The organism is Streptomyces sp. NBC_00483, from assembly GCF_036013745.1.
Lineage (GTDB): Bacteria > Actinomycetota > Actinomycetes > Streptomycetales > Streptomycetaceae > Streptomyces.
In genome coordinates this window covers 2,929,239-2,941,617 of sequence record NZ_CP107880.1, presented here as the reverse complement: position 1 = coordinate 2,941,617, position 12,379 = coordinate 2,929,239, and the positions used below count along the sequence as shown (strand labels likewise).

Here is a 12,379-nt window from a genome sequence, read left to right as displayed (position 1 = left end):
TACAAGTCACCAGCCCCGCTCGCGCCACTCCTGGAGGTGGGGACGTTCGGCGCCCAGCGTCGTGTCGCCCCCGTGGCCGGGGTAGACCCATGTCTCGTCCGGCAGCGTGCCGAAGATCTTCGTCTCCACGTCGTCGATGAGGCTCGCGAAGGCCTCGGGGTCCTTCCACGTGTTGCCCACGCCACCCGGGAACAGGCAGTCACCGGTGAAGACGTGCGGGTGGCCGTGCGGGTCGTCGTAGACCAGGGCGATCGAACCGGGCGTGTGGCCGACCAGGTGGCGGGCCGTGAGCGTGATCCGACCGAACTCGATCGTGTCCCCGTCGGCGACGGCGACGTCCGTCGCCACCGGGATCCCCTCGACGTCCTCGCGCCCCGCGTACGTGCGCGCGCCGGTCGCCTCGACGACCTCCTGGAGGGCCTGCCAGTGGTCGCCGTGCCGGTGCGTGGTGACGACGGCCCCGATGCCGTCCTCGCCGATGAGGTGCCGCAGCGTCTCCGGCTCGTTGGCCGCGTCGATCAGGAGCTGCTGATCGGTCGCGCGGCAGCGCAACAAGTAGGCGTTGTTGTCCATCGGCCCGACCGCGACCTTGGAGATCATCAGGTCCTGCAACTCGTGCACATCCGCCGGGCCGCCGACCTTCACCGCTCCGCTGTACGTCATGGATTCAGCCTATAGCGGGGGCAGGGGCGGCAGGGAGCCCCGGTCGACGGTGAGGGCGCCGCCGTCTCTGCGGCCCGCGAGCCAGCCCAGGAGGTCCGCCTGGCGGCCCCGGATGACGATGCCGAGTGGGACGGGAGCGTCGGCCTTGATCTCCTCAAGGGTGAGCGCCTGAACGGCCCCCGTGGAGATCATCCGGCCGTCGTCCTGCTTGATCAGCAGGGGCGGCAGGCCGGGGTGGTCGCGGAACCGCTTCGCGAGGAAGTTGATCTCCCGCTGGGTGAACTCGGCGGAGAGGTCCTCCAGTTCGTATCCGATCCCGAGGTCCACGTGGTGCAGCTCGACCTCGATCCAGCGCCGGAACGGCACGTTCGAGGCGAGATCCTTCACACCGTTGCGCAGCTCCACCGTGCGGGCCCAGTCGGCGTCCTCGGCCCCCAGACGCTGGAAGCGCTCGGCGCTGTCCTGTACGTCGCCGAGCTGCTCGCGCAGTCCGCGCGGGGCGTCCCGGTCGATGTCGGCGTCGCGGGAGCGGGCGCTCTCGTACATGGGGCGGCCCTCGAGGACGTTGACGAGCGCGTCCGCGTTACGGGCGAGGTGGGCGAGAACGTGCCCGCGGCTCCACCCCGGAAGCCGTGACGGCTCGGTCACAGTGGAGTTGTCCAGGGTGCCGACCGCGGCGAGCAGCCGGTCGGTCGCTTCGCGTACTGACGCCAGGTCGCGCACATGATCACTCATGGCGCCGACGATAGCCCCGCCACACGTTCGGGTGAAGGTGGCCTACGAAGGCCTACGATCCGCGTGAATCGAATGTACGTGCTATATGGTCGAGGGCGGCGTCGGGCATGCTGGAAGTTCTGGTGGGTCGAGTTTGTTACCACCCAGGGAATCCGACCGGCGTTGTCAGTGGCTCCCTCTAGTCTTCGAAGGACAGTCTTCTCAGGGCTGCTCCGCCTCGATCGTGGCGTGAGCGCCCTTGAGAGTCAGACCTCGAGAGACGGGGGCCCGCCCCTGTCACTTGTCTCTCAAGAAAGGTGCGGACCGGCGTGGCCGACCGTCTCATCGTCCGTGGCGCGCGCGAGCACAATCTTCGGAATGTCTCGCTCGACCTCCCGCGCGACTCCCTCATCGTCTTCACCGGTCTGTCGGGCTCCGGTAAGTCCTCCCTCGCGTTCGACACGATCTTCGCCGAGGGGCAGCGCCGGTACGTCGAGTCGCTGTCCTCGTACGCCCGCCAGTTCCTCGGCCAGATGGACAAGCCGGACGTCGACTTCATCGAGGGCCTCTCCCCGGCCGTCTCGATCGACCAGAAGTCCACGTCGCGCAACCCGCGCTCCACGGTCGGCACCATCACCGAGGTCTACGACTACCTGCGCCTGCTCTTCGCGCGCGTCGGCAAGCCGCACTGCCCGGAGTGCGGCCGGCCCATCGCCCGCCAGTCGCCGCAGGCCATCGTCGACAAGGTCCTCGAGCTGCCCGAGGGCAGCCGCTTCCAGGTCCTGTCGCCGCTCGTGCGCGAGCGCAAGGGCGAGTTCGTCGACCTCTTCAGCGACCTGCAGACCAAGGGCTACTCCCGCGCGCGCGTGGACGGGCAGACGATCCAGCTGTCCGAGCCGCCGACGCTGAAGAAGCAGGAGAAGCACACGATCGAGGTGGTCGTCGACCGCCTCACCGTGAAGAGCTCCGCCAAGCGCCGCCTGACCGACTCCGTGGAGACCGCGCTCGGCCTCTCCGGCGGCATGGTCGTGCTCGACTTCGTCGACCTCCCCGAGGACGACCCGGAGCGCGAGCGCATGTACTCGGAGCACCTGTACTGCACGTACGACGACCTGTCCTTCGAGGAGCTGGAGCCGCGCTCCTTCTCCTTCAACTCGCCCTTCGGCGCCTGCCCCGACTGCACCGGCATCGGTACGCGCATGGAGGTCGACCCCGAGCTGATCGTCCCCGACGAGGACAAGTCGCTCGACGAGGGGGCCATCCACCCGTGGTCGCACGGGCACACGAAGGACTACTTCGGCCGCCTCATCGGCGCCCTCGCGGACGCGCTCGGCTTCCGTACGGACATCCCCTTCGCCGGCCTCCCGCAGCGCGCCAAGAAGGCGCTCCTGAACGGGCACAAGACGCAGATCGAGGTCCGCTACCGCAACCGGTACGGGCGCGAGCGCCGCTACACGACGCCCTTCGAGGGCGCCGTCCCGTTCGTGAAGCGCCGGCACAGCGAGGCCGAGTCGGACGCGAGCCGCGAGCGCTTCGAGGGCTACATGCGCGAGGTGCCCTGCCCGACCTGTGAGGGCACGCGACTGAAGCCGCTGATCCTGGCCGTCACGGTCATGGGGAAGTCGATCGCCGAGGTCTCGGCCATGTCCATCAGCGACTGCGCCGACTTCCTGAGCGAGCTGAAGCTGAACGCGCGCGACAAGAAGATCGCCGAGCGCGTCCTGAAGGAGGTCAACGAGCGGCTGCGCTTCCTGGTCGACGTCGGCCTCGACTATCTGTCGCTCAACCGCGCGGCGGGCACCCTCTCCGGCGGCGAGGCCCAGCGCATCAGGCTCGCCACCCAGATCGGTTCAGGACTCGTCGGCGTCCTGTACGTGCTCGACGAGCCGTCCATCGGTCTGCACCAGCGCGACAACCACCGGCTCATCGAGACGCTCGTCCGGCTCCGGGACATGGGCAACACGCTCATCGTGGTCGAGCACGACGAGGACACGATCAAGGTCGCCGACTGGATCGTCGACATCGGCCCCGGCGCGGGCGAGCACGGCGGCAAGGTCGTGCACAGCGGTCCGTTGAAGGAGCTGCTGGCTAACCCCGAGTCGATGACCGGCCAGTACCTGGCGGGCAAGAAGGCCATCGCGATGCCGGACATCCGGCGGCCCGTGGACCCGGGACGCCGCCTCACCGTGCACGGCGCCAAGGAGAACAACCTCCGGGACATCGACGTGTCGTTCCCGCTGGGCGTCCTCACGGCCGTCACCGGCGTATCGGGATCCGGCAAGTCGACGCTGGTGAACGACATCCTGTACACGCACCTGGCAAGGGAGTTGAACGGGGCGCGCTCCGTTCCCGGCCGGCACACGCGCGTGGACGGCGACGACCTCGTCGACAAGGTCGTGCACGTCGACCAGTCGCCCATCGGCCGCACCCCGCGGTCGAACCCGGCGACGTACACCGGAGTCTTCGACAACGTCCGCAAGCTGTTCGCCGAGACGACCGAGGCGAAGGTCCGCGGCTACCTGCCGGGGCGCTTCTCCTTCAACGTCAAGGGCGGCCGCTGCGAGAACTGCTCGGGCGACGGCACCATCAAGATCGAGATGAACTTCCTGCCGGACGTGTACGTCCCGTGCGAGGTCTGCCACGGTGCGCGCTACAACCGGGAAACGCTTGAGGTCCACTACAAGGGCAAGTCCATCTCCGAGGTCCTGGACATGCCGATCGAGGAGGCGCTGAGCTTCTTCGAGGCCGTCCCGGCGATCGCTCGGCACCTCAGGACGCTCAACGACGTGGGCCTCGGCTACGTCCGGCTCGGGCAGCCCGCGCCGACGCTCTCCGGTGGTGAGGCGCAGCGCGTGAAGCTCGCCAGTGAGCTGCAGAAGCGTTCCACGGGCCGCACGGTGTACGTGCTCGACGAGCCGACGACCGGTCTGCACTTCGAGGACATCAGCAAGCTCATCACGGTGCTCTCGGGCCTCGTCGACAAGGGCAACACGGTCATCGTCATCGAGCACAACCTCGACGTGATCAAGACCGCCGACTGGATCGTCGACATGGGCCCCGAGGGTGGCAGCGGCGGTGGTCTCGTCGTCGCGGAGGGCACTCCGGAGGAGGTCGCGGCCGTCCCGACGAGCCACACCGGCAAGTTCCTGCGCGATGTCCTCGGCGCCGACCGGGTCAGCGACGCGGCCGTGCCCGCGGCGCGCCCCCGTAAGGCGGCGAAGAAGACCGTGGCGGCGACGAAGGCGCCCGCCAAGAAGACGGCCACGGCGAAGGCGGCCGCCGCCAAGCCGGCCGCGAAGAAGGCGACGGCGGTCAAGTCCACCAAGGCCGCGGCGAAGAAGCCCGCCGCCAAGAAGGCGACCGGGAAGGCCCGCAAGGCCTGACAGAGGTCCGGCCCCGCCGGTGGACGAGCGACGGCGCCCCGTGGGAACTCCCCACGGGGCGCCGCGCGTTCAGTACTCGGCCGGTCCTCACCAGGCGGGACCCACCAGTTCGGTGGCGTAGGGCGGCTCCGCGCCCGCCCGTGAGCAGGTGACCGCCGCCGCCCGCGCGGCGAACCGCAGCAGCCGGGACCAGTCGTCGCCGCCGAGCCCGGCGATCCCGGCGGGGGAGAGGGCGTCCTGGCGCGAAAGCCCGTGCAGCAGCGCGGCGTTGACGGTGTCACCGGCGCCGATCGTGTCCACGACGTCGACCCGCTCGCCCGGCACCGAGTACTCGCCCCCGTCCCGCGTGAGCGCGGTGAGCCCCTCCCCGCCGCGCGTGATCACCACGGCGGCGGGCCCCGCGGCCAGCCACTCCTGCGGGGTGCCGCCCAGCCACTCGGCGTCCTCCTCGGAGAGCTTCAGCAGCGTCGTCGACGCGAGCCAGCTCTTGAAGCGGGCCCGATAGGCGTCCGCGTCCGGGATCAGGCCGGCCCGGATGTTCGGGTCGAGCGCCGTGCACAGGCCCTGCGCGGCGGCCGAGCGCATCACGTCCTCGTACGCGGTGGCGCCCGGTTCGAGCGCCAGCGAGCAGGTGCCGAACGACACCGCGCGCGTGCCCGCCGGCAGCGCCTCGGGCACCGCGAAGAGCCGGTCGGCGGTCCCCTCCACGTAGAAGGAGTACCCGGCGGAGCCGTCGGCCCCGATCGAGGCCACGGCGAGCGTCGTCGGCTCGTCGCCCCGCTGCACCGGGGACACATCCACCCCGGCCGTCCGCAGGCCGCCGAGCAGGGCCTCCCCGAAGGCGTCCCGCGACACCCGCGAGCAGAACGCCACGGACGAGCCGAGGCGGCCGAGCGCCACCGCCGTGTTGTACGGGCCGCCGCCGAGCCGCGGGGCGAGGGCGGGCAGCTCGGTGACGGGTCCGCCGTCGGTGGGCACGCCCTGTGGGACGAGGTCGATCAGTGCCTCTCCGGCGACGACAATCACGGTGCTTCCTTTCGGGCGGGCGTGCGTGCGGCGGGTGTGGTGGGGCCCGCTGTTCACGTCGACGCTAGAGCCTCACGCCGGGCGCGGCACCCGCCTCACGCGAACCGGGCAGGCACGCCGCGGACCCGGGCACGTACGCCCTGCATCCGGGCACGATCCACTCCCGGACCCAGTCCCATCACACCCGGCCCCAGCACTCCCGGCCCCTCACTCCCAGTCCCACCCGATGCCCACAAGGCCCGCCCGCACCTGCGGCTCCACCATGTGCACCGACCGGTGGGGGCCGCTCAGGGCGAGTTCGTGGCGGCCGTCGCGCGGGCCCGCGGCCGACCGCTGGACGAAGCGGTGACAGCGCACGGGCAGCGCGTCGTCCGCGAACCGGACCTGGAGCGCGTACTGCCCCCCCCCGGCGGAGCCGAACCCGCGGACGTACTCGGTGGCGGACCTGGCCGTCCCGTCCTCGAAGCCGTACTGGAACATATGGGTGTCACCGGCCCGCAGCCGCGCGTCGAAGAGCAGCTCCGCGACCAGGACACCCGTCCCGTCGTCCCAACGCACCCGCCCCGTACGGCAGTTCTCCATGGCGTACACCGCCACATCCGCCGGGGAACACCCCGGGGCGCCATGGTGGATGGCCATATAACGGTCCACGCCGTCGCGGTGCGCCCGCACGATCTGCTGCGAGTCCCTGCCCTGGAGCTGCCGGTGCGCGCCGATCCGCACCCGCTCGTGGTGCCCGACGGTGTGCAGCCCGCCGTCCAGCGGGGTCTCCAGCTCCGCGAGCAGCCGCTCGACGGCCCCGGACGCCTCGATGAGCGACCGGTACGAGCGGGTCGCCGGGCGCTTGGGCACGGCCGCTTCGGGAACCGGGCCGAGCAGCCGGATCAGCGATTCCTCGGGCAGTTCGAGGATCTCCTCCAGGGCGCGCACCGCCCGCATCGACTCCGGACGCTGTGGCCGCCGCGCGCCCTGCTGCCAGTAACTCAGGCTGGTGAGGCCGATGGTGACGCCTCGGCGGGCCAGATGGTGCCGTACGCGGTGCAGCGGCAGTTGCCGGGCGATGATCGCGGCCCGCAGGGCGCTGTGGAACGGGCCGGAGCGCAGGGCTCCCGCCAGGTCCGGTGCCTGTGCCGCGTTCACTTGTCGTTCGCCGAGCCGCATCCGGGCCTCCTGCTTGTGCGCGCTGCGCCCGCGGGCCGCCACTGGGAACAAGTCACCCGGCATTGAAGCGTGCCGCCCAGCCCCCGACAAGACTTCGGGGTGCCCGGCGCCACCGCCGCCGGGCACCCCGAACTGTCACACACCGCCAGTAGGGTGTCTGACATGGCCGACCCCTCCAGCTACCGCCCCAAGCCGGGACAGATCCCCGACTCTCCAGGGGTGTACAGGTTCCGCGACGAGCACCGCCGGGTGATCTACGTCGGGAAGGCGAAAAGCCTGCGCCAGCGCCTGGCGAACTACTTCCAGGACCTGGCGAACCTGCACCCCCGTACGCGCACGATGGTCACCACGGCCGCGTCCGTGGAGTGGACGGTGGTGTCCACGGAGGTCGAGGCGCTGCAGCTGGAGTACTCCTGGATCAAGGAGTACGACCCCCGGTTCAACGTCAAGTACCGCGACGACAAGAGCTACCCGTACCTCGCGGTGACGATGAACGAGGACTTCCCGCGGGTCCAGGTGATGCGCGGCCAGAAGAAGAAGGGCGTGCGCTACTTCGGTCCGTACGGGCACGCGTGGGCGATCCGCGACACCGTGGACCTGCTCCTGCGCGTCTTCCCGGTACGCACCTGCTCCAAGGGCGTGTTCAAGAACGCGGAGCGCACCGGCCGCCCCTGCCTGCTGGGCTACATCGGCAAGTGCTCGGCGCCCTGTGTGGGCCGCGTCACGCCCGACGAGCACCGCGAACTGGCCGAGGAATTCTGCGACTTCATGGCGGGGCGTACGGGGACGTACATCCGACGCCTGGAGAAGGACATGGCCGCGGCCGCCGACGAGATGGAGTACGAGCGGGCGGCCCGCCTCCGCGACGACGTCGAGGCGCTCAAGAAGGCCATGGAGAAGAGCGCGGTCGTCCTCACCGACGCCACCGACGCCGACCTGATCGCCCTGGCAGAGGACGAGCTGGAGGCGGCCGTCCAGATCTTCCATGTGCGCGGCGGACGCGTGCGCGGCCAGCGCGGCTGGGTCACCGACAAGGTCGAGGCGGTCACCAGCGGTGACCTCGTCGAGCACGCGCTGCAGCAGCTCTACGGGGAGGAGACCGGGGACGCCGTCCCCAAGGAGGTCCTCGTCCCCGCGCTGCCCGACCCCCTGGAGCCCGTCCAGGCCTGGCTCACGGAGCGCCGCGGGGCGAACGTGTCGCTGCGCATCCCGCAGCGGGGCGACAAGAAGGCGCTCATGGAGACGGTCCACAGGAACGCGCAGCAGTCGCTCGTCCTGCACAAGACGAAGCGCGCCTCCGACCTCACCACGCGCTCGCGCGCGCTGGAGGAGATCGCCGGCGCCCTCGACCTGGACGGCGCTCCGCTGCGGATCGAGTGCTACGACATCTCGCACCTCCAGGGTGACGACGTCGTGGCCTCCATGGTCGTCTTCGAGGACGGTCTTGCCCGCAAGAGCGAGTACCGCCGCTTCGAGATCAAGGGCTTCGAGGGACAGGACGACGTCCGTTCCATGCACGAGGTCATCACCCGCCGCTTCAAGCGCTACCTTGCCGCTCAGGAGAAGTCCCGCGACTGGTCCGACGAGGAGCCGGACGCGGGCGAGGAGACGGTGGTCGAGGAGTCGCGCCTCACGGAGGAGGACGGCCGGCCCAAGAAGTTCGCCTACCCGCCGCAGCTCGTGGTGGTCGACGGCGGCCAGCCGCAGGTCGCGGCGGCCAAGCGGGCCCTGGACGAGCTCGGCATCGACGACATCGCGGTGTGCGGCCTCGCCAAGCGCCTCGAAGAGGTCTGGGTGCCGGACGAGGAGGACCCGGTCGTCCTTCCCCGGACCAGCGAAGGGCTCTATCTGCTCCAGCGCGTCCGCGACGAGGCGCACCGCTTCGCGATCACCTACCAGCGCAGCAAGCGGGCCAAGCGCTTCAGGGCGGGCCCGCTGGACGATGTGCAGGGGCTCGGGGACTCGCGCAAGCAGGCACTGCTCAAGCACTTCGGGTCGGTGAAGCGGCTGCGGGCCGCCACCATCGACCAGATCTGCGAGGTCCCCGGCATAGGCCGCAAGACGGCCGAGGCCATCGTGGTGGCCTTCGCCAAGGCCGCACCCGCTGCGCCCGCGGTGAACACGGCCACCGGAGAGATCATGGAAGACGAGGACGGCACGACGGACGTGCCGACCGGCGGGGACCCCGTCAGCGCGGGTGCCCCGGAAGAACGACGGGGGCAGGAGTCATGAGCGAGCAGGACCACGAGAGCAGCGACACCAGCGGCACGCCAGAGGGCCCCGCAGCACAGGAACAGCCGCAACCACAGCACGGAGCACAAGTGAGCACGGGCACCGGATCAGGGACAGAACCAGGTACGGAACCAGGCGCGGGCACGGGCGCGGACTCGGACACCGCCACGGGCGCGGACTCGGACACCGGAGCGGGAGCCGGCAAGACCGCCGAGGCGCCGGGTGTCCCCGACGCCGCCATCCCCGAGCTCGTGATCATCTCCGGGATGTCCGGCGCGGGCCGCTCCACGGCAGCGAAGTGCCTGGAGGACCTCGGCTGGTTCGTCGTCGACAACCTGCCGCCCGCACTGATCCCCACCATGGTGGAGCTCGGCGCCCGCTCGCAGGGCAACGTGGCGCGGATCGCGGTCGTCGTCGACGTACGGGGACGGCGCTTCTTCGACAACCTCCGGCAGTCCCTCGCGGACCTGGAGGCCAAGCACGTCACGCGGCGCATCGTCTTCCTGGAGTCCTCCGACGAGGCCCTGGTGCGCCGCTTCGAGTCCGTGCGCCGTCCGCACCCCCTCCAGGGCGACGGCCGCATCGTCGACGGCATCGACGCCGAGCGCGAACTGCTGCGCGAGCTGCGGGGCGACGCGGACCTGGTCATCGACACCTCCAGCCTCAATGTCCACGAACTGCGCGCCAAGATGGACGCCCAGTTCGCCGGCGACGAGGAGCCCGAGCTGCGGGCCACCGTCATGTCGTTCGGCTTCAAGTACGGCCTGCCGGTCGACGCCGACCTCGTGGTCGACATGCGCTTCCTGCCGAACCCGCACTGGGTTCCCGAGCTGCGCCCCTTCACCGGGCTCAACGAAGAGGTCTCGAACTACGTCTTCTCGCAGCCCAGCGCCAAGGAGTTCCTCGACCGCTACACCGAGCTGCTCCAGCTGATCGCCGCGGGCTACCGCCGTGAGGGCAAGCGCTACGTGACGATCGCCGTCGGCTGTACGGGCGGCAAGCACCGCTCCGTCGCGACGTCGGAGAAGCTCGCCGCCCGCCTCGCCGCGCAGGGCGTGGAGACCGTGGTCGTCCACCGCGACATGGGACGGGAATGACGGGACGTACCCTGCGGCTCACCAGCAGGATCCGCCGCAGGACCTCGCCGGTGAAGCCGGGCAAGGGCGCCACCCCGAAGGTGGTGGCCCTGGGCGGCGGCATGGGCCTGTCGGCGTCCCTGGCCGCGCTGCGCCGCATCACGAACAACCTCACGGCCGTCGTCACGGTCGCCGACGACGGGGGCTCCAGTGGCCGCCTGCGCGACGAACTGGGCGTGCTGCCGCCCGGTGACCTGCGCAAGGCCCTCGCGGCCCTGTGCGGGGACGACGACTGGGGCCAGACCTGGGCCCGCGTCATCCAGCACCGCTTCCAGTCCAAGGGCGAGCTGCACGAGCACGCGGTCGGCAATCTGCTGATCGTCGCCCTGTGGGAGCAGCTCGGCGATCATGTGCAGGCCCTGGACCTGGTCGGCAAGCTGCTCGGCGCGCAGGGCCGTGTGCTGCCCATGTCCGCCGTCCCGCTGGAACTCCAGGCACTGGTGAAGGGGCACGATCCGACACGCCCGGACGACATCGAGACCGTGCGCGGTCAGGCGACGGTCGCGCTCACCCGCGGCGAGGTCCAGTCCGTCCACGTGGTGCCGCGCGATCCGCCGGCCGTCCCGGAGGCGGTCGCCGCGGTGCTCGACGCGGACTGGGTGGTGCTGGGCCCGGGCTCCTGGTTCTCCTCCGTGATTCCGCATCTGCTGGTCCCGGAGCTGCTCGACGCGCTGGTCGAGACGAAGGCCCGCAAGGTCCTCTCGCTGAACCTCGCGCCGCAACCCGGAGAAACTGAGGGGTTCTCCCCGCAGCGTCATTTGGAAGTTTTGGGACGACACGCACCTAAACTCGCCCTGGACGTGGTGCTGGCCGACGAGGCCGCCGTGCCCGACCGCGAAGAGCTCATCGACTCCGCCAAGGAGCGTTTCGGTGCCGCGGTCGAGCTGGCGCCGGTGGCCAGGCCCGACGGCACTCCGAGGCACGACCCGGAGCTGTTGGCCGCCGCGTACGACCGTATTTTTCGGATGCATGGAAGGATCGGCCCATGGCGATGACGGCAGCGGTGAAGGACGAGATCTCCCGGCTTCCCGTCACCCGGACCTGCTGCAGGAAGGCCGAGGTCTCGGCCATTCTGCGGTTTGCGGGCGGCCTTCACCTGGTGAGCGGCCGCATCGTGATCGAGGCGGAGCTGGACACCGCGATGGCCGCACGGCGGCTCAAGCGGGACATTCTCGAGATCTTCGGGCACAGCTCGGAGCTGATCGTGATGGCGCCCGGCGGGCTGCGCCGCGGCTCGCGGTTCGTTGTACGAGTGGTGGCGGGCGGCGACCAGCTGGCCCGCCAGACGGGCCTGGTGGACGGCCGCGGCCGTCCGATCCGGGGCCTGCCGCCGCAGGTGGTCTCGGGGGCCACCTGTGACGCGGAGGCGGCCTGGCGCGGCGCGTTCCTGGCGCACGGCTCGCTCACCGAGCCGGGGCGCTCCAGCTCGCTCGAGGTGACGTGCCCGGGCCCGGAGGCGGCGCTCGCCCTGGTCGGCGCCGCCCGCAGGCTGCAGATCGCGAGCAAGGCCCGTGAGGTGCGCGGCGTGGACCGCGTGGTGGTGCGCGACGGCGACGCGATCGGCGCGCTGCTCACCCGCATGGGAGCGCACGAGTCGGTGCTCGCCTGGGAGGAGCGGCGGATGCGCCGCGAGGTCCGCGCCACGGCGAACCGCCTCGCGAACTTCGACGACGCGAACCTGCGCCGCTCGGCCCGCGCCGCGGTCGCGGCCGGCGCCCGGGTGCAGCGCGCCCTGGAGATCCTCGCCGACGACGTGCCCGAGCACCTCGCCGCCGCGGGCCGCCTGCGCATGGACCACAAGCAGGCCTCCCTGGAAGAGCTGGGCGCGCTCGCGGACCCGCCGCTGACCAAGGACGCCGTCGCGGGCCGCATCCGCCGCCTGCTGGCCATGGCGGACAAGCGGGCCCAGGACCTCGGCATCCCCGGCACGGAGTCCAACATCACGGAGGACATGGCGGAGGAGATGACGGAGGAGATGGCGGAGAGCCTCGCGCAGAACATGGTGGGCTGATCCGCACGACAACATGGTGAGCTGATCCGCACGACAGCTCCGAAAAGCCGGTG

The 12,379-nt window shown here is 70.9% G+C and carries 9 protein-coding genes; 5 read left to right on the top strand and 4 right to left on the bottom strand.

From position 1 onward, the window contains the following. Positions 1 to 6: 6 nt before the first annotated feature. Both OHA73_RS12985 and OHA73_RS12980 read right to left on the bottom strand, forming a co-directional pair. Positions 7 to 663: an MBL fold metallo-hydrolase gene (locus OHA73_RS12985; RefSeq protein WP_266720850.1), complete on the bottom strand. Its 657-nt coding sequence runs from the start codon at positions 661 to 663 to the stop codon at positions 7 to 9. 9 nt (positions 664 to 672) lie between these two features. Beyond that, positions 673 to 1,398 (bottom strand): maleylpyruvate isomerase family mycothiol-dependent enzyme, encoded by a 726-nt coding sequence (locus OHA73_RS12980; RefSeq protein ID WP_266720851.1) that lies wholly within the window; start codon positions 1,396 to 1,398, stop codon positions 673 to 675. 308 nt (positions 1,399 to 1,706) lie between these two features. Here OHA73_RS12980 and uvrA point away from each other — a divergent pair, with 308 nt between their 5' ends. Then, positions 1,707 to 4,760, top strand: a complete 3,054-nt coding sequence (uvrA, locus tag OHA73_RS12975) for an excinuclease ABC subunit UvrA (RefSeq protein ID WP_267070836.1) — start codon at positions 1,707 to 1,709, stop codon at positions 4,758 to 4,760. Positions 4,761 to 4,847: 87 nt separating this feature from the next. Here the strand turns inward: uvrA and OHA73_RS12970 are convergent, their stop codons facing one another. Together OHA73_RS12970 and OHA73_RS12965 are read right to left on the bottom strand one after the other, a co-directional pair. Continuing rightward, positions 4,848 to 5,786 (bottom strand): carbohydrate kinase family protein, encoded by a 939-nt coding sequence (locus OHA73_RS12970; RefSeq protein ID WP_327655107.1) that lies wholly within the window; start codon positions 5,784 to 5,786, stop codon positions 4,848 to 4,850. Positions 5,787 to 5,993: 207 nt separating this feature from the next. After that, complete coding sequence (locus OHA73_RS12965) at positions 5,994 to 6,947, bottom strand: hypothetical protein (protein WP_327658456.1); 954 nt, start codon at positions 6,945 to 6,947, stop codon at positions 5,994 to 5,996. Between the two features lie 162 nt (positions 6,948 to 7,109). On the opposite strand from OHA73_RS12965, the gene uvrC reads away from it, so the two are divergent. From uvrC to whiA, 4 genes are read left to right on the top strand one after another with little or no spacing between them, the layout of a single operon-like run. Further along, entirely contained in the window at positions 7,110 to 9,179 is a 2,070-nt protein-coding gene (gene uvrC / locus OHA73_RS12960; RefSeq protein ID WP_266720857.1) for an excinuclease ABC subunit UvrC, read from the top strand. After that, positions 9,176 to 10,276 carry an RNase adapter RapZ gene (rapZ, locus tag OHA73_RS12955; RefSeq protein WP_327655106.1) on the top strand — a complete coding sequence of 367 codons (1,101 nt, stop codon included), beginning with the start codon at positions 9,176 to 9,178 and terminating at the stop codon, positions 10,274 to 10,276. Before uvrC ends, rapZ begins: the two co-directional genes overlap by 4 nt. After that, entirely contained in the window at positions 10,273 to 11,310 is a 1,038-nt protein-coding gene (locus tag OHA73_RS12950) for a gluconeogenesis factor YvcK family protein (RefSeq protein ID WP_266720861.1), read from the top strand. The genes rapZ and OHA73_RS12950 overlap by 4 nt, the downstream gene beginning before the upstream one ends. Then, positions 11,301 to 12,326 (top strand): DNA-binding protein WhiA, encoded by a 1,026-nt coding sequence (whiA, locus tag OHA73_RS12945; protein ID WP_266720863.1) that lies wholly within the window; start codon positions 11,301 to 11,303, stop codon positions 12,324 to 12,326. Before OHA73_RS12950 ends, whiA begins: the two co-directional genes overlap by 10 nt. Positions 12,327 to 12,379 lie beyond the last annotated feature (53 nt).